The 19,145-nt window shown below is 70.5% G+C and carries 16 protein-coding genes; 3 read left to right on the top strand and 13 right to left on the bottom strand.

The window, feature by feature from the left end; genetic code table 11:
- From D7V77_RS22400 to D7V77_RS22425, 6 genes are all read right to left on the bottom strand, one after another.
- Positions 1–3,134 (bottom strand): TAT-variant-translocated molybdopterin oxidoreductase (locus D7V77_RS22400; RefSeq protein ID WP_120578346.1); only part of this gene is annotated, 3,134 nt, incomplete at its 3' end.
- Positions 3,131–3,793: a cytochrome c3 family protein gene (locus tag D7V77_RS22405; RefSeq protein WP_120578326.1), complete on the bottom strand. Its 663-nt coding sequence runs from the start codon at positions 3,791–3,793 to the stop codon at positions 3,131–3,133. The genes D7V77_RS22400 and D7V77_RS22405, both read right to left, overlap by 4 nt.
- 536 nt (positions 3,794–4,329) lie before the next feature.
- Positions 4,330–4,983, bottom strand: a complete 654-nt coding sequence (gene pdeM / locus D7V77_RS22410; RefSeq protein WP_120578327.1) for a ligase-associated DNA damage response endonuclease PdeM — start codon at positions 4,981–4,983, stop codon at positions 4,330–4,332.
- Positions 4,953–7,514 carry a ligase-associated DNA damage response DEXH box helicase gene (locus tag D7V77_RS22415; RefSeq protein ID WP_120578328.1) on the bottom strand — a complete coding sequence of 854 codons (2,562 nt, stop codon included), beginning with the start codon at positions 7,512–7,514 and terminating at the stop codon, positions 4,953–4,955. The genes pdeM and D7V77_RS22415 overlap by 31 nt, the downstream gene beginning before the upstream one ends.
- Positions 7,501–9,099 carry an ATP-dependent DNA ligase gene (locus D7V77_RS22420; protein WP_120578329.1) on the bottom strand — a complete coding sequence of 533 codons (1,599 nt, stop codon included), beginning with the start codon at positions 9,097–9,099 and terminating at the stop codon, positions 7,501–7,503. Before D7V77_RS22420 ends, D7V77_RS22415 begins: the two co-directional genes overlap by 14 nt.
- Positions 9,100–9,102: 3 nt before the next feature.
- Positions 9,103–10,125, bottom strand: a complete 1,023-nt coding sequence (locus D7V77_RS22425) for a ligase-associated DNA damage response exonuclease (protein ID WP_120578330.1) — start codon at positions 10,123–10,125, stop codon at positions 9,103–9,105.
- 199 nt (positions 10,126–10,324) lie between these two features.
- Between D7V77_RS22425 and D7V77_RS22430 the strand changes: the two genes are divergently transcribed.
- The 3 genes from D7V77_RS22430 to D7V77_RS22440 all read left to right on the top strand — a co-directional run bounded on the left by D7V77_RS22430 (position 10,325) and on the right by D7V77_RS22440 (position 13,362).
- The gene (locus D7V77_RS22430; protein WP_233597160.1) at positions 10,325–11,233 is read left to right on the top strand and encodes an SH3 domain-containing protein; all 909 of its coding nucleotides are present in this window, start codon (positions 10,325–10,327) and stop codon (positions 11,231–11,233) included.
- 72 nt (positions 11,234–11,305) lie between these two features.
- Positions 11,306–12,802, top strand: coding sequence for an anthranilate synthase component I family protein (locus tag D7V77_RS22435; protein WP_120578332.1), 1,497 nt, complete (start codon positions 11,306–11,308; stop codon positions 12,800–12,802).
- The gene (locus tag D7V77_RS22440) at positions 12,799–13,362 is read left to right on the top strand and encodes an aminodeoxychorismate/anthranilate synthase component II (RefSeq protein WP_120567444.1); all 564 of its coding nucleotides are present in this window, start codon (positions 12,799–12,801) and stop codon (positions 13,360–13,362) included. The genes D7V77_RS22435 and D7V77_RS22440 overlap by 4 nt, the downstream gene beginning before the upstream one ends.
- A gap of 6 nt (positions 13,363–13,368) precedes the next feature.
- On the opposite strand, the gene D7V77_RS22445 is transcribed toward D7V77_RS22440, so the two are convergent.
- Genes D7V77_RS22445 through trpD form a run of 7 tightly spaced genes read right to left on the bottom strand, consistent with a single transcriptional unit; the run spans position 13,369 to position 19,142 of the window.
- The gene (locus D7V77_RS22445; RefSeq protein WP_120578333.1) at positions 13,369–13,965 is read right to left on the bottom strand and encodes a histidine phosphatase family protein; all 597 of its coding nucleotides are present in this window, start codon (positions 13,963–13,965) and stop codon (positions 13,369–13,371) included.
- Positions 13,966–14,016: 51 nt separating this feature from the next.
- Positions 14,017–14,568 carry a GNAT family N-acetyltransferase gene (locus D7V77_RS22450; RefSeq protein WP_120578334.1) on the bottom strand — a complete coding sequence of 184 codons (552 nt, stop codon included), beginning with the start codon at positions 14,566–14,568 and terminating at the stop codon, positions 14,017–14,019.
- A 46-nt stretch (positions 14,569–14,614) separates the two neighbouring features.
- Complete coding sequence (gene trpA, locus D7V77_RS22455; protein ID WP_120578335.1) at positions 14,615–15,406, bottom strand: tryptophan synthase subunit alpha; 792 nt, start codon at positions 15,404–15,406, stop codon at positions 14,615–14,617.
- Positions 15,403–16,608 carry a tryptophan synthase subunit beta gene (trpB, locus tag D7V77_RS22460; protein WP_120578336.1) on the bottom strand — a complete coding sequence of 402 codons (1,206 nt, stop codon included), beginning with the start codon at positions 16,606–16,608 and terminating at the stop codon, positions 15,403–15,405. The genes trpA and trpB overlap by 4 nt, the downstream gene beginning before the upstream one ends.
- Positions 16,609–16,619: 11 nt before the next feature.
- Positions 16,620–17,252 (bottom strand): phosphoribosylanthranilate isomerase, encoded by a 633-nt coding sequence (locus D7V77_RS22465; RefSeq protein WP_120578337.1) that lies wholly within the window; start codon positions 17,250–17,252, stop codon positions 16,620–16,622.
- A complete protein-coding gene (locus D7V77_RS22470) occupies positions 17,249–18,067 on the bottom strand; it encodes an indole-3-glycerol phosphate synthase TrpC (protein ID WP_120578338.1) in 819 nt (272 codons plus the stop codon). Before D7V77_RS22470 ends, D7V77_RS22465 begins: the two co-directional genes overlap by 4 nt.
- A 58-nt stretch (positions 18,068–18,125) precedes the next feature.
- Positions 18,126–19,142 (bottom strand): anthranilate phosphoribosyltransferase, encoded by a 1,017-nt coding sequence (gene trpD, locus D7V77_RS22475; RefSeq protein WP_120578339.1) that lies wholly within the window; start codon positions 19,140–19,142, stop codon positions 18,126–18,128.
- Positions 19,143–19,145: the final 3 nt, after the last annotated feature.

Here is a 19,145-nt window from a genome sequence, read left to right on the forward strand (position 1 = left end):
GCGGTGCGGGGGCGGGTGCCCAGCTCGTGCAGCAGCCGGTAGGCACGCTCGTCCTCTTGGAGCTGGGTGACGCGCTGGGCGGGGTCCGCCAGGGAGCCGAAGGCGATGGCCTGCGTGGGGCAGGTCTGCTGGCACGCCGTCTGGAGCTCCTTCTCCTGGATGAGGCGCTTCTCGACGCGCGCGTTGATGCGGACGCGCTCGATGCGCTGCACGCAGTAGGTGCACTTCTCCATGACGCCGCGGTTGCGCACCGTGACGTCCGGGTTCATCAGCATCTTCTCGGTCGGCGTCTTGCCCTGCGTGTAGTGCAGGTAGTTGAAGCGGCGGACCTTGTACGGGCAGTTGTTGGAGCAGTACCGCGTGCCGATGCAGCGGTTGTACACCATGTCGTTGAGGCCCTCGTCCGAGTGCACGGTGGCGTTCACCGGGCAGACGTACTCGCAGGGGGCCTTCTCGCAGTGCACGCACGCGACGGGCTGCATGACCATGGCGGGGTCGTTCTCATCGCCCTGGAAGTAGCGGTCGATGCGCAGCCAGTTCATCTCACGGCCGCGACCCACCTGCTCCTTGCCCACGACGGGGATGTTGTTCTCCGCCTGGCACGCCACGACGCACGCGTTGCAGCCCGTGCAGCGCGACAGGTCGATGGACATGCCCCACTTGTAGCCCTCCTGCGGCGTCTTGGCGTAGTCGAAGTCGGGCAGGTTGTTCTGCTTGCCCAGCTCGTACTTGGCCTGGACGCGCTCCAGGGTGTGGGACGTCTCCTTCGACGGGTGCGCCAGCTCGCTGACGGACATGTCGAGCGCCAGCGGGCGGCCCTCCATGCGCCAGTGGTACTGGGTGCGGGAGAACTTGTGGCTGCCGCGGACCTTGGTCAGCTTCGCGCCGCCGTCGAACCAGGGGGCGTTCGTGGTGCGCAGCAGGTTGGCGTTGACGCCCACGCCCTTGGCCACGACCTCGTGGAGGCCGGTGCGGCCGTAGCCCAGCGCCACGGTGACGGTGTCGTCCGCGTTGCCGGGGAGGATGGTGACGGGGATCTGCAGCTTGCGGCCGCCGTACTCCAGCTCCGCGACGTGGCCGTTCTCCAGGCCCAGCTTCTTGGCCGTGGCCGGGCTGAGGATGGCGGCGTTGTCCCAGACGATCTTCGTGATGGGGTCCGGCGTCTCCTGGAGCCACGCGTTGTTGGCGAAGCGGCCGTCCAGCAGCTTGTAGTCGTGGACGAAGTTGATCTCCAGCTCACCGGCCGCGGGCGGCTGGTAGGCAGCGACCAGCGCGTTGGCGGCGCCCGCATCCGGGGTCGCGGTCGTCAGCGCGGAGGCGACGCTGCCGGGGACGACGCCCTCGGAGACCCAGGTCTCCCAGCGGGTCTCGAAGTCGGCGCGGCCGGCCTCGCCACCCTGCGCGGTCCAGTAGTCGCGGAGGATCTGGTAGGCGGGGCGGAAGGGCTCGTCGAGGAACAGCGCGTACAGCTCCGCTTCCGGCACGCCGTTGAAGAGCGGCTGGATGAGGGGCTGGGCGATGCTGACGGTGCCGTCCACCGCGCGGCCGTCGCTCCAGGTCTCCAGCTGGTGCGCCAGGGGCACGAACCAGTCGGCGAACTGGGAGGTCTCGTCCTCGTAGTGGCCCGCGTACAGGACGGACAGCGCCTTGCGGTTGGCGTTCTGCTTGGGGTCCAGCACCTCCGCCAGGCCCGCGTCCACCGGGAGGGCGTAGACGGGATTGGTGGCGGTGATGACCAGCGTGTCCACCTTGCCAGCCTTGATGTCCGCGACCAGGGCGCTGATCTCCGACAGGCCCGAGGCCTCCGGAGCGGCGGCCGGGACGACCTTCACGGTCGTGCCCACGTTGCCCAGCGCGCCGTTGATGGCCTGCGCCAGCGCGTGCACGGCGGCGGGCTGGCGCTCACCGGCGAGCACCACGGAGCGGCCGGCCTTGGACTTGAGGTCCTGGGCCACGGCCTGCACCCACGACTGGGTCTCCGGGCTCAGCGAGCCGGCCTTGCCGGACGCGGCGGCGCCCAGGCTGGCGGCGGCGCCACCCACGGCCTGCGCCAGCGCGGCGGCGACGGCGAAGACCTCGGAGGACTTCACGCGCTTGCGGTGGTCCGCCATGCCGCCGGTGATCGACATGCGCGATTCGGCGACGTACAGGCGGTTGAGCTCCCCGTTCTTCGGGTCGCGGCGGTCCGCGAACTGGCGGTTGAGGGCCAGGTTCTCCGGGCGGCTCTCCAGGAAGTCCGCGTCCAGGGAGACGATGACGTCCGCGCGGCTCAGGTCGTAGAGGGCCTGGACCGGCTGGCCGAACAGCGCGCGGTTCGCCTCGCCGGCGGCGGAGTCCGTGATGGACGAGAACGCGTGGAAGCGCGCGTTGGGCAGCTTCTTCTGGATGCGGCCCGTCACGTCGCGCAGCATCGGGGAGCTGATGGGCTCCGTGAGGAAGCGCAGGCGACTGCCACCGTCGGCCACGGCCCTCTGGCTGACGAGGGAGGAGATGTCCTCGGCCAGAACGCGCAGCGAGCGGGGGTTGTTGCCCTGGCGCAGCACGCGGGCGCGCTGCGGGTCATAGAGCGAGAGCAGGAACGCCTGCTCGAAGACACCGGCAGCGCCCTGGTTGATGGGGTGCTGGGGGTTGCCTTCGATCTTCACCGGGCGGCCTTCGCGCGCGGTGATCAGCAGGCCGGAGGTGTGGCCTCCGAGCGTCATGCCGGACGCGTAGTGCAGCGGGTTGCCCGGGGTCACTTCCGGCGGCGTCTTCGTGTACGCCACCATCCGCTCATCCTGCGGACGGGTGCTGCACGCGGTGGCGCCAGCCAGGGCGAGCGACGCGCCCATCAGCTGCATGAACTCGCGGCGGGCGAAGCCGGTGGGGGGAAGGTCCGCGCCGACGGGGAATTCCGGGCGGGTCTCCTCCAGGAACTCCGGCGTGGCGAGCTTCTCCTCCAGGCCGAGCCAGTACGTCTTGCCGTACGCGCCCTCCGCGGCAACGGCGCGGGTGGAGGCGTGGTCGAGCGCTTCACCCACGACGTCGTCGTGGGAGTGCGCGTGGGGGGCGGCCTCGTTGCGGCCCGAGACGACCGGGAGCGCGAAGGACGAGGGGGTTTCCTGCGCGGGCGCGCTGTCAGGCTTGGTGTTCATCGGTGGCATGTGGAGCAGCTCGTGCGCGAGTGAACGTCGTATTCCTTGATGAGCGTCTCGGCGAGAGCTTCAGCTTCCGCCTTCGCCGCGGGGGGCGCCCAGGTCATGCTGGTGATGAACTCCGGGGGCCGGAGGTTGGGGCCGGGGTTGCGGTGGCAATCCAGGCACCAGCTCATCGTCAGCGGGGCGGACTGCTCGATGGCGCCCATCTGGTCCACGCGGCCGTGGCAGGTGGCGCAGCCGACGCCCTTGCCCACGTGGATGGAGTGGTTGAAGTAGACGAAGTCCGGCAGGTTGTGGACGCGAACCCAGGGGATGGGCTGGTCGGCGAAGAACGCCTTGCGGACCTCGGTGAGGTACGGGCTCTTGTTCCACACCTGCGCGTGGCAGGACATGCACACGGTGGTGGAGGGGATGCCCGCCGACGGGGATTTCTCCACCGACCAATGGCAGTAGCGACAGTCGATCTGCTCGTCACCGGCGTGGTGCCGGTGGTCGAACTCGATGGGCTGTTCCACCGGGCGCGCCTGATTGGTCACGAGCGGAGAGCGCACGTAGGCCAAGAGGCCGCCGATGGCGATGGCGGGCACGGCGAGGAGCATCGCGGCCGACAGGCGCGACACCGTATTCGTCCAGCGTGGGAAGAGAGGGCCGCTCATACCAGGACCAGGGGCAAGGGGACTGAAGGCGACATGAAAGCAGGGGTGGACGCGGGGAAACCGTTCGGCGCGGAAGTCAGGGGGGCCGTCCCGGTCCCGGTGGACCGGGCGGGCGGTGGCTCCTGGCGCTCAGACGGCAAGGCAGTCACGTCCAACGAACCTCTAGGATGGTGCCGTGGGCGCGGGTCCCTCATGAACTTCCCGACCCAATGCGGCGCGGGACCATCATTCATGAGCACGGCAGTGTCAACCATTCTGTGGGGAGTGGGAATAAGGAGCGCTTAGCACCTTCTGGGGCGGTTGCGACAAGTTGCCCGCGCGCGGTGATGAATCCCGCTTCTGGCGATCGGAAGGGAGCTTTGCGCGAGGAGACTCTTCCCTCTGGGATCAATCCCTTTCAGGGCGCGCGCTACAGGGTGCGACGGTCCGCGCCGCGCATGAATCGGGGCTACTGGGAGTCCGTGTCGACGGGGTCGCGGGTGTCATCGGTGGCGATGATCCGGAGGACGCGGCGGCGTTCGGCCTGGCTCATGGCGCTAGACCTCCACCACCGCGGTGCCGGCGATGGCGTAGACGCGGTCCTTCCTTCCCCGCCGCACGTCCATACCGCCCGTGAAGGCGCTGAACGCGGGCAGGACGCCCACGCCGGGGCCCAGGTGGAAGCAGGGCAGCCGCAGCCGGTCCGCTCCGCCCGACAGCCGCACCATGGGGTGGAGGTGCCCGGCCCAGACGTAGCGTCCGGTGGCCGGCTCCGGGTGGTGGGCGAAGCGGAACGGGCCTTCGTCTAATACCTCCGCGCGGTCCTCCATCCTCCAGAAGGGCGGAAGGGTCCGCACGTGGCGGTCATGGTTGCCGCGTATCAGCACGACTTCTAGTGATGCATGAGCTTCGCGCCAGGTATTCACGCGGCTGATGACGTCCGCGGTGAGCCCCTGGCGCGAGTGCACGAGGTCCCCCACCAATAAGAGTCGCCGGGCGCTGGTGGCGGTGAGGGCGGCGGAGAGGCGGGCCAGGTCGTCATCCAGGACCCCCAGGGGGAGGGGGATGCCGTGCTGCTGGAAGGACTCCGTCTTGCCCCAATGCAGGTCGGCCACCGCGAGCACGCCGGCCTCGGGCCAATGCAAGGCCCGTTCCGGGAGCAGCTCCACGTCCACGTCCGCTACGCGGGTCTGGCATCGGCCTGGGACCATCGCTCCTTGAGGCGCTGCACGCGGTCCAGCAGGGATTCGTTGGACACGCTCGCGCTGATGCGCTCGACGACGAGCGGGAAGCCCAGCGGCGAGGGCCGGTGGACATGGACGACTTCGACGGGGTGCGCCTCCAGGCGCTCCAGGGTGCGCGCGAGCCGGCCCTGTTCGAACTGATGTTCCAGGACCTCGCGGCGGGCCTGGCGCAAGAGGAGGTTGTCCGGGTCGTACTTCACGAAGACGTCATAGAGGAGCGCGGCGCTGGCCTGGACCTGGCGGGTGGATTTGCGCGCTCCGGGCAGGCCCGGCATCACCAGTCCGGCCACACGGGCGATGTCGCGGAACTGCCGGCGCGCGAGCTCGCTCAGGTTCACGCTCTCCAGGATGTCCTCCACCAGGTGCTCGCGGGTGAAGAGGGCCGCGCGCAGGGCTTCATCGAAGGGGAACGGTGTGGAGGTGAGCAGCTCCAGGCCGTAGTCGTTCACGGACAGGCTGAAGGTGGCCTTCCGCAGGCGCGTGAGGCGCAGGGCGAGGAGCGCCGCCAGGCCTTCGTGCACGAGCCTTCCTTCAAAGGGATACAGGAAGAGGTGGTAGCCGTCCCGCGTGCGGCAGGTCTCCGCCAGACAGCGGCCGTCGCCGGGGATGCGGGACAGGCGGGCCTGTGCGTCGAGGATGGGCCATGCGGCGGCGACCTCGTCCCGGGTGACATCGCCCTGGCGCGCGGCCTCCAGCGTGCGGCGCATCGCGGACGCGAGCGAGGTGGACAGGGGCAGGCGGCTGCCGCCCCAGCGCGGCGTCTGGGTGGCCTTGGCCTTCGCGGGCTTCACGTACGCCGTCATGTCCTTGAAGCGGCTGAACTCCAGCCGGCGGCCCGCGAAGAGGAAGGTGTCTCCAGGCTTCAGGCGGCTGACGTAGGACTCCTCCACCGTGCCCAGGGTGCCGCCGCTCCAGTAGCGCAGCTGCACGGACGCGTCCGACGTGATGGTGCCGATGTTGAGCCGGTGCAGCCGGGCGAGGCGCGCGTCGGGCACGCGGAAGCGGCCGTCCACCTCCACCACGCGGCGGAACTCCGGATAGGCGCGCAGCGTGGGGCCTCCTTCGCGCACCAGGGTGAGGGCCTGGTCGAACTCCTCGTCGGTGAGGGACGCGTAGCTCGTGGCGGTGCGGACCTCGTCGCGCAGGGCCTCGCGGGTGAAGCCTCCTCCCAGCGCGCACGTCACCAGGTGCTGGGCCAGCACGTCGAGCGGCTTGGACAGGGGCGTGCGCGGCTCCACTTCGCGGCGCGCGATGGCGTCTCGGGCGGCGGCCATCTCCACCAGTTCGAGCGCGTGCGTGGGGACGAAGAGGATGCGGCACGTGGCTCCGGGACGGTGCGCGCTGCGGCCCGCGCGTTGGAGCGTGCGGCCAATGCCCTTGGGACTTCCTATCTGGATGACTCGCTCCACCGGGCCGAAGTCCACGCCCAGGTCCAGCGATGACGTGCACACGACGAGGCGCAGGCTCCCGTCCTTGAGGCCTCCTTCCACGCGCTCTCGCTCCTCGCGGTCGATGGAACCATGGTGCAGCGCGAGCAGGTGTTCCCATTCGGGGCGCAGGAAGCGCAGTCCTTCGAACCAGCGCTCCGCCTGTGAGCGGGTGTTGGTGAAGAGGAGTGTGGACTGCGTGGGGTCCAACCAGTCCGCCACGCGTGGGAGCATGGTGAAGCCCAGGTGCCCGGCCCACGGGAAGGTGTCCACCTCCTCTGGCAGCAGCGTCTCCACGTGCACCGGGCGCTGCAGATCCGCGCTGACCAGCGTGGGCTTGCGGTCCGTGCCCACGACAGTGCCCGCGGCCTCCTCCAGATTGGCGAGCGTGGCGGACAGCGCCCAGATGCGCAGGCCCGGAGCGAAGTGGCGCAGGCGGGCCAGGGCCAGCTCCACCTGGGTGCCTCGCTTGGATGCGAGCAGTTCGTGCCACTCGTCCACGATGACGGCGCGCAGTGAGGCGAAGTTCTCCGCGGCCTGCTCCTGTGTCAGAAGGAGCGACAGGGACTCCGGCGTGGTGATGAGGACCTGAGGTAGGCGCTCGCGCTGACGTTGGCGCACGGAAGAGGACGTGTCGCCCGTGCGGCTCTCCACCTCCAGGTCCGCGTCCAATGCCATCAGCGGTTCGCGCAGGGCCTGCTCCACGTCACGCGACACGGCTCGCAGTGGCGTGAGGTAGAGGATTTGGAGGCCCTTCTGATTGCGCTCCGCCACGTCCGCCAGCGGGCCGAGGTATGCGGCGTATGTCTTGCCCGCGCCGGTGGGCACGTGGATGAGGCCGCTGTCTCCTCGCGCGTAGGCGGCCCACGCTTCTTCCTGGAAGGCGTAGGGCGTCCAGCCCTTGGATGCGAACCACTGGCGGAGTTGAGCCAGCGGCGTGCCTTTGTATGGGGATGGGCTTCGGGGCGCGGGGCGCTTTGCGCGGGTCTTTGTTGGCTTCGGTGATTCGCCCTGCTTCTCCGGCGCGTGCTTGCCGCGCATGCGATTGCGGCGGGGCCTAGTGGGCTGCATGAAGCAGCCCCTTCAGCGAATCGAGCGTGTCCGCGTCCCTGGCCGTCTTGTCCGCGCGCCAGCGGGCGATGCGTGGGAAGCGCAGGGCGATGCCTGACTTGTGGCGCGGGGACGGGGCGATGGCTTTGAAGTGCAGCTCGAACACCTGCTCCGGATCCACCGAGCGCACCGGGCCGAACTTCTCCCGCGTGTGGGCGCGGATCCACCGGTCCAGCTTGCCAATCTCCTCGTCGGTGAGGCCCGAGTAGGCCTTCGTCACCGGGAGCAGGTCCTCGCCGTTCCACACCGCGAAGGTGTAGTCCGTGTAGAGCGACGAGCGCCGGCCGTGACCTGGATGCGCGTAGAGCAGCACCGCATCCACGGTGTACGGATCGATCTTCCACTTCCACCAATCGCCGCGCTTGCGCCCCGTCTGGTACACCGAGTCCAGGCGCTTGAGCATCAGGCCTTCGACGTTGCGAGCGCGGGACTCCTTTCGCAGCTCCGCCAGTTCCTCCCACGAAGCGGCTGTCACCGTGGGGGAGATGGGGAAGCGTGGGTGGTCCTTGAGCAGGGCCTCCAGCCTCGCGCGGCGCTCGCGCAGGGGCAGTTCTCGCAAGTCCTTTCCGTCCTGCTCCAGCAGGTCGTAGACGACGAACGCGGCGGGGGCCTCCGCCAGCACCTTGGGCGTGAGCTTCTGTCTGCCAATGCGGCGCTGGAGCCGGGCGAAGGGCAGGGGGACTCCGTCCTCGTAGGCCATCACCTCGCCGTCGAGCACCGTGCCTTCGGGCAGGGCCCGTGCGGCTTCGGTGATTTCGGGGAAGCGTTCGGTGATCAGCTCCTCGCCCCGGCTCCAGAGAAACACCTCGCCCTGGCGTCGGATGAGTTGGCCCCGGATGCCGTCCCACTTCCATTCGACGAGCCAGTCGCTCAATTCGCCCAGGGACTCCGCTGGCTGCTCCAGCGGCGACGCGAGGTAATACGGATATGGGCGCGACACGTGCCCGTCCGATACGTCCGGTGCCACGAGCTGTTCGAAGAACGCCTTCGTCGGCGTCCACGTGCCCATCAGCCGGTGCGCCACGCTGGGCGGGGGCAGGCCGGTGACCTGCGCGATGGCTCGCACCACCAGCGTGTTGGACACGCCCACGCGCAATTCGCCTGTGAGCATCTTGTTGAGGAGGAACAGCTCGCGGCGGGGCATGGACTTCCACCAGCCCACGACTCGCTCGCGCTGCTCCGCCGCGTCCAGGCCACGCAGGGGCAGCAGTCGCTCTTCCAACCAACGTGAGAGGGGAAGCTCCTCGGCGTGCTCGGGCGGGAGGTTCGCTCCGTCGAGCAGCAGGGCAATCACCTCCGCCAGGTCTCCCACCGACGCGTAGACCTCGTCGAAGAGCCAGCCCGAGATGCCCGTGAGTTCCTGAGTCCAGCCCACCAGCAGCTTCGACGTGAGCAGTCGCTTGAGCTTCTGACCTGTGAGGAAGAACAGTCCCCAGGCCGCGTCCTCCGGTGGCGTCTGCCGGAAGTAGCGCGCCATCGCCTCCACCTTCGCGTTGGTGGAGGTCGTCTGGTCGAGCGTGTCGTAGAGGTCGGCCAGGGCGCGCACGCGTCAGTCCTCCGCTTCGCCCTCGAAGGGCGTGGCGAGCGGCGAGGCATCCACGCCCCGCTCCCGCAGGTAGTGCGACAAGGGGTCGGTGTAGCCGTGCGTGACGAGCACCTTCTCCGCCTGTGTGTCCGCCACCGTGCGCAGCAGGTCCGGCCAGTCCGCGTGGTCGGAGAGCACGAAGCCCCGGTCGTAGCCTCGACGGCGCCGGTTGCCTCGCACGCGCATCCACCCCGACGCGAAGCCCGTCTCCGCTTCGCCGAAGCGGCGCATCCACGTGGAGCCGGCCGCGCTCGGCGGCGCCAGCACCAGCGCGCCCGCGAAGGACGTGCCCTTCTCCGTCTCCGACACCATCTGCGTGGGCAGCATCGCGATGCCCGCCTCGCGGTACGCGGTGACGAGCCCGTTCACCGCGCCGTGCACGTAGGCCGGCCGGTCCGTGAGCTTCCCCAGCTCCGCCAACAGGCGCTGTGCCTTGCCCAGCGCGTAGCAGAAGAGCACCGCGGAGCGGCCCGCCTCGCGGTTCGCGTCCCACCAGCGCAGGATGTCCTGGGCCACGAGGCCCGTCTCATCCCAACGGTAGATGGGCAGGCCGAACGTCGCCTCGGTGATGAAGGTGTTGCAGCGCACCACTTCGAAGGGCGCGCACGTGGGGTCCGGCGTGCGCTTGTAGTCGCCGGAGATGACCCAGACCTCGCCCCGGTGCTCGACGCGGATCTGCGCGCTGCCCAGCACGTGGCCCGCGGGGTGGAAGCTCACGGTGGTGTCGCCCACGGTCAGCTTCTCGCCGTACTCCAGCGTGTCGATGACCGCGTCCGCTCCCAGGCGGCGCTGCAACAGGCCTCGGCCGGGAGCTGCCCCCAGGTAGCGTTTGCTCCCACTTCGGGCGTGGTCGCCGTGCGCGTGCGTGACGAGCGCCCGCTCCACCGGACGCCATGGGTCGATGTGGAAGTTCCCCGCCTGGCAATACAGCCCCTGCGGCGTCACGGAAACCAGCGGCGTTCGTTCCTGGTGGGTCGCGGTGGCCACGGTCCTCTAGAGGTAACGAGGCCTTGGAGCAGGGGCCACCCACGGCCGGACCCTCTCGCGCGCTCCGCTGACAAGGGGGCGGGCGGCCGTCCTGACCTTGCTTGCGCTCCAAACGACGAAGCCAGGGACCGGAGGGCCCCTTGGATGGTGGGCGTGGACAGGGGATAAACCCGGAAACCCCAACCTCGGACCCTTTGTGATGACGCCGTCCGCGCTCCTCTTGTCCCTCTTCCTGACGCAAGAACCGGACTCCGAGACGGTGCTCGAATACCGCGCCGCGATGGCGGAGGAGGGCGCCGCGCCGGCCCCCGAGAGCTTCGAGTTCACCGCCTTCGCGGCGGGGCAGACGGTCTACCTGGGCGTGGACGAGGGGAACCTTCGCGCGAACGCGGCGGCGGACGCGGCCGTGGTCCAGACGTTGATGCTGGGCACGCCCGTGAAGGTGGTGAAGGCGGGGACCCGCGCGAAGGTCGGGGAGTACGTCAACACCTGGTACCAGGTGGCGGTGGTGGATGCGAAGGCTCCCGCCGGTGCCGCTCCCGTCACGGGCTGGGTGTTCGGCAACACGCTCACTCCGTTCCGCATCGAGGCCGACCTGGACGGGGACGGTGAGATGGAAGTGGCCACGGTGGTGATGAGCAACGAGTTCAAGGCTCGCGTGCGCGTGCTGGAGCCGAACGTGAAGCCGCCCCGGCGCGTGAGCAGCGTGGACGTGCAGGTGGCCTCCACGGCCTACGGTGAAGGCCATGGCGGTCCGGTGAAGATGCGCCTGGTTCCCGCGAAGAAGGCGGGCGTGGCGCTGCTGGAGATGGAGTCCACGCCGGAGCGCTGCGGGGACTTCATCACCACGTACGTGAGCTACACGCAAGCGGACGGGAAGAAGGCGAAGGGCGTGCTCGGCAAGGCGAAGCTCGCGCTGGAGGCGGCCGGGCTGTCGGACGCGCCGAACTTCAGCACCTTCAAGGTGGCCTTCCAGGCGGCCGCGAAGCAGGCCGTGGTGACGCGCAAGACCGTCGAGGAAGAGGAAGAAGGCAAGGCGTGGACGGTTACGGCGCGCGAGGTCTATCAGTGGAATGACGGCGTGTTCACGAAGGTGAAGAAGCCGTAGTCGCAGGGCCCGGAAGGCCGGGCACCCGGGAGCCCCTCCGGGTGAAGGAAGAGGGGGTCAGGGCAATCGACCATGGATGCGCAGGAGCGGAAGGCAGCCTACCGGCAGCGCGCGGAAGCAGGCCAGGCGGTGCCGGTGTCGGTGGAGTTGCCGGCGGACCTGGATACACCGCTGTCGGCATACCTGAAGCTGGGCGGTGGAAGCCGCGGCTTCATCCTCGAGTCGTGCTACGGCGGCGAGCGCTTCGGGCGCTACAGCCACGTGGGCGTGAACCCGGCAGGCCGCGTGCGGCTGGACCGCGACGGGCTCACGTTGTGGCGTGGCTCGCATGAGGAGCGTCGCGAGGGCCGGCCGCTGGACGTGCTGCGCACGCTGTGGCGCGAGCTGTCCGTGGCGACGCTGCCGGGCGAGGCGCCCTTCCTGGGCGGGCTCGTGGGCTACCTGGGCTACAACGCCACGTCGTGGTTCGAGCCGAGCGTGCCGGACCGCCATCCGCGCGACACGGGCTTCCCGGACTCCGAGTGGCTCATCGCGGAGGACTTCGTCACCCACGACACGCGCACCCAGACGCTCAAGGCCATCACCATCGCTCGGCCCGCGCTGCACGGCAGTGTCGCGGCGGCGCTGAAGGACGCGGAAGGACGCGCGGAGGCAATGGCGGAGAAGCTGCGCCGGCCGCTGTCGCCGGAGGCCTACGCCGCCGTCCCCGCGCAGAAGAACGCGCCGGCCCCCGTCGCGTGCTGGGACCGCGAGGGCTACGCCCGGGCGGTGGAGAAGGTGCAGGAGTACGTGCGCGCGGGCGACTGCTTCCAGGCGGTGCTCGCGCGCAGGTTCGAGGCGAAGGGCGCCATCCCTCCGCTGTCGCTCTACCGGGCGCTGCGGCGGGTGAATCCGTCTCCGTACCTGTTCCTGGTGGACCTGGGCGAGGCGCGCGCGCTGGTGGGCGCGTCACCGGAGCTGCTGGTGCAGGTGCGCGATGGGGACGTGGTGGTGCGGCCCATCGCGGGCACGCGCCGCCGGGGCGGCTCCGAGGCCGAGGACCAGGCGCTGGAGAAGGAGCTGCTCGCGGACGAGAAGGAGCGCGCCGAGCACATCATGCTGGTGGACCTGGGGCGCAACGACGTGGGCCGGGTGGCCGCGCCGGGCACGGTGCGCATCGAGGACCTGATGATCATCGAGCGCTACAGCCACGTGATGCACATCGTGTCCCAGGTGCGCGGCAAGCTGGACACCACGCGCTTCGACGCGCTGGACGCGCTGGCGAGCACCTTCCCCGCGGGCACTGTTTCAGGCGCACCGAAGATCCGCGCGATGCAGATCATCGACGAGCTGGAGCCCATGCGGCGCGGGCCCTATGCCGGCGCGGTGGGCTACCTGTCCTTCTGCGGCACGCTGGATGTGGCCATCGCGCTGCGCACCTTCTTCGTGGATGGCGACCGCACCATGTGGACCGCCGGGGCGGGGCTGGTGGCGGACTCGGACCCCATGAAGGAAGCGGACGAGACGGAGGCGAAGGCGGGCGCCATGGCCGCCGCGCTGCGCCTGGCTCGCGAAGGAGGTGGGCGGTGATCCTCGTCATCGACAATTACGACTCGTTCACCTTCAACCTGGTGCAGTTGCTCTACACGCTGGGCGCGGAGGTGAAGGTGGTGCGCAACGACGCGCTGGATGTCGCGGGCATCGCGGCGTCGGGCGCGTCCCACCTGGTGGTGTCCCCGGGGCCGTGCACGCCGCACGAGGCCGGGGTGAGCGTGGCGGCCATCTCCCAGTCTCGAGTGCCGGTGCTGGGCGTGTGCCTGGGACACCAGTCCATTGGTGCTGCGTTTGGCGGGCAGGTGGTGCGCGCACCGGAGCCCGTGCACGGCAAGGCGGCGCACATCCGGCACGGCGGCACCGGCGTCTTCACCGGCATGCGGCAGGGCTTCCAGGCGGCGCGCTACCACTCGCTGGTGGTGGCGGCGGAGTCCATGCCCGCGGAGTTGGAGGCCACCGCGTGGAGCCAGGATGGCCTGGTGATGGCGCTGCGTCACCGCACGCGGCCGGTGGTGGGCCTGCAGTTCCATCCAGAGAGCGTGCTGACGCCGGAAGGCCCGTCGCTGGTGCGCAACTTCCTGGAGGGGAAGCTGTAGCGGGCGTCAGTCCTTCAGGTGCGTGGTGTCGTTCCAGCTCACGAGGACCGGCTGTTTGCCGCCGGCCTCGGAGCCCAGCACGCTGATGGACGCAGTGCCCAGGTGGAAGAGCCTGCCTCCGTCCGGGGGCAGGCCCAGCCAGCGCGAGGCGAGGATGCGCAGCATGTGCCCGTGCGAGAAGAGGAGGACGTCGTCCTGGAGAGCGCGCGCCTCCGCGATGATGCGGTCGGCTCGGGTGCCCACGTCCTCCAGCGTTTCGCCATTGGGCACGCCGTCCTGCCACAGCGTCCAGTCCGGGCGCGTGGTCCGGATGTCCGCGCCGGTGCGGCCCTCGTAGTCGCCGTAGTTGAACTCCATCAGGTCGTTCTTCTTCTGGGCCACGTCGCCGTAGCCCGCGAGCACGCACGTCTCCTGCGCGCGCGTCAGCGGGCTGGTCCACACGGCGGCGAAGCGCCACTTGCTCAGCGGCGCGTGGAGCCGCTCCGCCATCTGGCGGCCCTCTTCCAACAGCGGCAGGTCCGTGCGGCCGGTGTGCTGGCTGCTGCGGCTCCACTCCGTCTCACCGTGACGGACGAGGACCACCTGGGGGGCGCGTGTGTTCATGGCGCCAATCTGTGTCAGCCCGTGGCGGGACGGGAGGGAAAAGTGCACGCGCTACCGCTTGCGTGTCCGCCACTCCTCACGGCTCTGACCCCAGATCTCCACCTCGTGGTCGTTGTAGGGCGCGGGCAGCATGCCCATGCGCAGGAAGCGTGAACCCAGCCGGCGGGCCACCTGCTTCGACGGCTCGTTCGGAGGGGAGATGGAGTGGATGACCTCCGTCCACCCGAGATGGTCGAAGGCCCAGTCGATGGTGGCCGCCGCGCCCTCCGTCGCGTAGCCCTTGCCCCACGCGTCGCGAGACAGGCCCCAGCCGACCTCCGGGCCCGGCCACTCCGCGGGTTGCCAGGGCCCGAGCCGGCCCACCCACTTGCCGGTGGACTTCTCGAACACGGAGAACATGGCGAAGCCCTGGAGCACCCAGGAGCCGGCCATGGCGCAGACGGCGCGCCACACGTTGGAGCGGGGCTGGAGGCCGCCGATGTACCGGGCGGACTCCTCGTCCGCCATCATCGCCACGAAGCCCTCCAGGTCCTGGAGCGTGGGAGGACGCAGGATGAGGCGCGGCGTTTCGAGGGTGGGCCCCAGGATGGGCGGGGTGTGCATGTCCGGTCTCCTGGCGCCGGCGACGTGCCGGCGCGTGGAGCGGACCTTAGCGCTTCAGGCCGCGCTTGATGTCCGCGCAGAGCTGCTTCGCCGCGGCCGGACCGTCCGAGTGGGCGGCCTTCACCAGCGCGCTGCCCACGACGACGCCGTCCGCGTGGGCCACCAGCGGCCGGGCCGTTTCCGCGTTGGAGATGCCGAAGCCCGCCACCACCGGCACGGACGCGGCGCGCTTCACCAGGTCCAGCCGCTGTGACAGGTCCGGCGGCAGCTCCGCGCGCATGCCGGTGACGCCCGCCACGGACACGCAATAGACGAAGCCTCGCGCGTCCTTCGCGATGGCCTCCGCGCGCGCGGGCGGCGTCGTGGGCGCGCACAGCGGCACCAAGTCCACGCCCTCCTTGTCGAACGCGGCGCGGATGCTCGCGCTCTCCTCGGGTGGCAGGTCCGGGAGGATGGTGCCCACGATGCCCCGCTCGCGCGCGAGCTTCGCGTAGCGCTCCTCGCCCATGGCCATCACCACGTTGACGTAGGTCATGATGACCAGCGGCGTCTCCGGGCAGCGGCGGCGCACCTCCGGCACCACTTCGTCCAGCACGCGGCGCAGGGTGGCTCCGGCCTTCAGCGCCCGCTCCGACGCGGCCTGGATGACGGGGCCGTCCGCGATGGGGTCGCTGAACGCCACGCCAATCTCCAGCACGTCCGCGCCGCCCTCCACCATGGCGGCGAACACGTCCACGGACTTCGGCAGGTCCGGGTCGCCCGCCATCGCGTACGCCACCAGCGCGCCTTCTCCGCGGGCCTTTGCCTTCGCGAACGCCTTGCCCAGCTCCGTGCTCATGACTTCACCCCCGTCGCAGGCGGCACTCCGCGCGCCGAGATGGTCGCCACGTCCTTGTCACCCCGGCCCGAGCAGTTGATGACCAGGTGCTTGCCCTTGCCCATGTCGCGGGCCAGCGAGCGCGCCGCCGCGAACGCGTGCGACGTCTCCAGCGCGGGGAGGATGCCCTCCGCGCGCGCGACCTCGTAGAAGGCCGTGAGCGCCTCGTCGTCCGTCGCGGTGCGCACCTCCATGCGTCCCGTCTTCGCCAGGTGCGCCAGCTCCGGCCCCACGCCCGGGTAGTCCAGGCCGGCGGAGATGCTGTGCGCCTCCTGAATCTGGCCGTTCTCGTCCTGGAGCACCAGCGAGCGCGAGCCGTGCAGCACGCCCTCCGTGCCCAGCGTCAGCGACGCGCCGTGCTGGCCGGAGTCCAGGCCGTGGCCTCCCGCCTCCACGCCGACGAGCCGCACCGCCGTGTCCGGGATGAAGGGGTGCAGCGCGCCGATGGCGTTCGAGCCGCCGCCCACGCACGCGATGATGGCGTCCGGCAGCCGGCCCATCGTGGCCAGCGTCTGGGCGCGAATCTCGCGGCCGATGACGGATTGGAAGTCGCGCACGATGGTGGGGTAGGGGTGCGGGCCCGCCGCGCTGCCGATGACGTAGTAGGTGTCCTGCACCTGCGACACCCAGACGCGCATGGCTTCGTTCATCGCGTCCTTGAGCGTGCGCGAGCCCGACTCCACCGGCCGCACCACCGCGCCCAGCGCGCGCATGCGGAAGACGTTGAGCGCCTGTCGCTCCACGTCCAGCGCGCCCATGAACACCTCGCAGGGCAGGCCGAAGAGCGCGCACGCGGTGGCGGTGGCCACGCCGTGCTGCCCCGCGCCCGTCTCCGCGATGATGCGCTTCTTGCCCATGCGCCGGGCGAGCAGCACCTGTCCCACGGTGTTGTTGATCTTGTGCGCGCCCGTGTGCGCCAGGTCCTCGCGCTTGAGCCACACCTGCGCGCCCCCCCACGACTCCGTGAGCCGGTGCGCGGGCGTCAGCGTGGTGGGACGGCCCACGTACTCGCGCAACACGCGGGTGACTTCCTCGCCGAAGGACGCGTCCTGCTGCGCCTTCGCGTAGGCCTCTTCCAGCTCCAGCAGCGCCGGGACCAGGGTCTCCGGCACATAGCGTCCACCGTAACGGCCGAAGCGGCCCACGGCAGTGTCCTTCGTCATGGCACGACTCCTCAGAGGTTGAGGGACTGGACCGTGCGCACGAAGGCGCGCACCGCATCCAGGTCCTTGATGCCAGGGGAGGACTCCACTCCGCTGGCCACGTCCACACCGTAGGGCCGGGTGGCCTTCACGGCCTCGGCCACGTTGGAAGGCTTGAGGCCGCCCGCCACCAGCACCGGCAGGCCGCAGTCCGACAGCTGCTTCACCAGCGCCCAGTCGAAGGTGACGCCGCCACCGCCGTAGCCCGGGGCCGCGCCGTCCAGGAGCAGCCCCGCGACATCACCCACGCCCACGTAGCTTCTGGCCTTCTCCACGTCGTCCGGCCCGCGCACGCGCAGCGCCTTGATGACTGGCACGCCGTATCCGGAGCAGTCCTCGGGGGACTCGTCGCCGTGGAGCTGCACGGTGGTGAGGCCGCACTCGCGCACGCGCACCCGGATGTCCTCTGGCTTCGCGTTGACGAACACGCCCACCATGGAGGCCAACGGAGGCCGCGTGCGTGCGAGCTCCGCCGCCGTGGCCAGGTCCACGAAGCGGGGGGAACCCGGATGGAAGTTGAGTCCCATCGCGTCCGCGCCCGCGGCCCACACGCCTTTCGCGTCCGCGACGCGCGTCACGCCGCAGACCTTCACCAGGACCCTCATGTCCCGTCGCCTTCCAGCCCGAGCAGCCGTCGCAGGGCACGGCCGGGGTCCGCGTCGCGCAGGAGGGATTCGCCCACGAGCACGGCGTTGGCGCCCGCGTCGCGCGCGGCGGTGAGGTCCGCCAGGTGCTTGAGGCCGCTCTCCGCCACCAGCGCGGTGGACCGGGAGCGCAGCGCGGGCATCACCCGGAGCGCGGTGCCGGTGTCCGTCTTCAGCGTGGCGAGGTTGCGGTTGTTGAGGCCGATGATGCTCGCGCCCGCGGCGAGTGCGCGTTCGGCGTGCGCCTCCGTGTGGGCTTCCACGAGCGCGGCCACGCGCACCTGCTTCGCCGCGGCGATCATCTCCCGGAGCTCCGAATCCCCGAGCGCATCCGCGATGAGCAGCACCGCGTCCGCGCCCCAGGCCGCGCTCTCCTCCACCTCGCTGGCGGCGACGAGGAAGTCCTTGCGCAGCACGGGGATGGAGACGGCGGCCCGGACCGCGACCAGGTCCTCCAGGCTGCCGCCGAAGTCCGGCCCGTCCGTGAGCACGCTGATGGCGCAGGCACCCGCGGCTTCGTAGGAACGGGCCACCGCGACCACGTCCGCGTGGGGGAAGTCGCCGCCCGAAGGGCTCTTGCGCTTCACCTCCGCGATGACGTTGACCGGATGTCCGAGCGTGCGCCGCACCAGCGCCTGCGCGAAGTCCCGCGTCGGGGGATGCGCGCCGTGCGTGGGCAGCGGGCGGGTGCCCAGCTCCCGGCGCTTGCGCGCCATGATGACGTCCAGCGTGCCCGGTGCTTCAACGGGCTTCGCTGCCGAAGTGGAGGTCGTCATGACGGGATGCCTCGCGTGCGGAGGCGCGCAGCCAGTTTCGGTTTGGAAGTGCGCGCCGTCATGCCGCGACCCTCTGGATGAGCGCCGCGAGCTTGCGTTCGGCGGCCCCGGAGTCGATGGCGTGCTCGGCCCGCTTCACGCCTTCCTTCAGGGTGTCCACGAGCCCCACGATGAGCAGCGCGGCGGCCGCGTTGAGCAGCACCGCCGTACGCACTCCGTCACGCTCTCCCGCGAGCAACCCGCGCAGGCGCTTCGCGTTCTCGTCCGCGTCGCCTCCCGCGATGGACTCTCGCGGCACCGTCGTCAGGCCCGCGTCCTCCGGCGTCACGGTGAAGCGGCGCACGGTGCCGTCCGCGCACAGCTCCGCGACCTCCGTGGGCGCGCACGGCGAAATCTCATCCAGCCCGTCGTGTCCGTGCACCACCCAGGCGCGCCGGCTGCCCAGGCGCCCCAGCACGCGCGCGGTCTGCTCCACGCGCTGCCGGTCGAACGTGCCCAGCAGCTGGTAGCGCGCGCCCGCGGGGTTCGTCAGCGGCCCCAGCAGGTTGAACACGCTGTGGAAGCCCAGGTCCCTGCGCGCCTGCGCCACGTGCCTCAGCGCACTGTGGTGCGAGGGCGCGAAGAGGAAGCCCACCCCGTGCTCGTCGATGTCTCGCGCCACCTGCGCGTGCGCCCGCTCCATGGACACGCCCAGCGCCGCCAGCACGTCCGCGCTGCCGCAGCGACTGGAGACCGCGCGGTTGCCGTGCTTGGCCACCGTCACCCCCGCCCCGGCGGCCACGAAGGCCACCGCGGTGGAGATGTTGAAGGTGTGCGCTCCGTCACCCCCCGTACCGCAGGTGTCGAGCACCACCTCCGCCAGGGGAGCAATCTTCGCCGCGCAGGCGCGCATGGCCTCCGCCGCGCCGAGGATTTCGTCCTCGGTCTCTCCCTTCATGCGCAGCGCGGCCGCCAGCGCACCGACCTGCGCGGCGGATGCCTCGCCCGCGAGCATCTGGCCCATCACGGAGGCCATCTCCTCGCGGGAGAGGTCGCGCCGGCCCACTACCTTGCCCAGCGCTTCCTTGAGTGTCATGGC

It is taken from the genome of Corallococcus sp. CA041A (assembly GCF_003612075.1).
Lineage (GTDB): Bacteria > Myxococcota > Myxococcia > Myxococcales > Myxococcaceae > Corallococcus > Corallococcus exiguus.

Bases quoted from the DNA above. Each gene is read 5' to 3' on its own strand.
- trpD (WP_120578339.1), bottom strand. From the start codon at position 19,142: ATGACACTCAAGGAAGCGCTGGGCAAGGTAGTGGGCCGGCGCGACCTC.
- D7V77_RS22430 (WP_233597160.1), top strand. From the start codon at position 10,325: ATGACGCCGTCCGCGCTCCTCTTGTCCCTCTTCCTGACGCAAGAACCG.
- D7V77_RS22415 (WP_120578328.1), bottom strand. From the start codon at position 7,514: ATGCAGCCCACTAGGCCCCGCCGCAATCGCATGCGCGGCAAGCACGCG.
- pdeM (WP_120578327.1), bottom strand. From the start codon at position 4,983: ATGGTCCCAGGCCGATGCCAGACCCGCGTAGCGGACGTGGACGTGGAG.
- D7V77_RS22470 (WP_120578338.1), bottom strand. From the start codon at position 18,067: ATGACGACCTCCACTTCGGCAGCGAAGCCCGTTGAAGCACCGGGCACG.
- D7V77_RS22450 (WP_120578334.1), bottom strand. From the start codon at position 14,568: ATGCACACCCCGCCCATCCTGGGGCCCACCCTCGAAACGCCGCGCCTC.
- D7V77_RS22465 (WP_120578337.1), bottom strand. From the start codon at position 17,252: ATGAGGGTCCTGGTGAAGGTCTGCGGCGTGACGCGCGTCGCGGACGCG.
- D7V77_RS22435 (WP_120578332.1), top strand. From the start codon at position 11,306: ATGGATGCGCAGGAGCGGAAGGCAGCCTACCGGCAGCGCGCGGAAGCA.
- D7V77_RS22445 (WP_120578333.1), bottom strand. From the start codon at position 13,965: ATGAACACACGCGCCCCCCAGGTGGTCCTCGTCCGTCACGGTGAGACG.
- D7V77_RS22405 (WP_120578326.1), bottom strand. From the start codon at position 3,793: ATGAGCGGCCCTCTCTTCCCACGCTGGACGAATACGGTGTCGCGCCTG.
- trpB (WP_120578336.1), bottom strand. From the start codon at position 16,608: ATGACGAAGGACACTGCCGTGGGCCGCTTCGGCCGTTACGGTGGACGC.
- trpA (WP_120578335.1), bottom strand. From the start codon at position 15,406: ATGAGCACGGAGCTGGGCAAGGCGTTCGCGAAGGCAAAGGCCCGCGGA.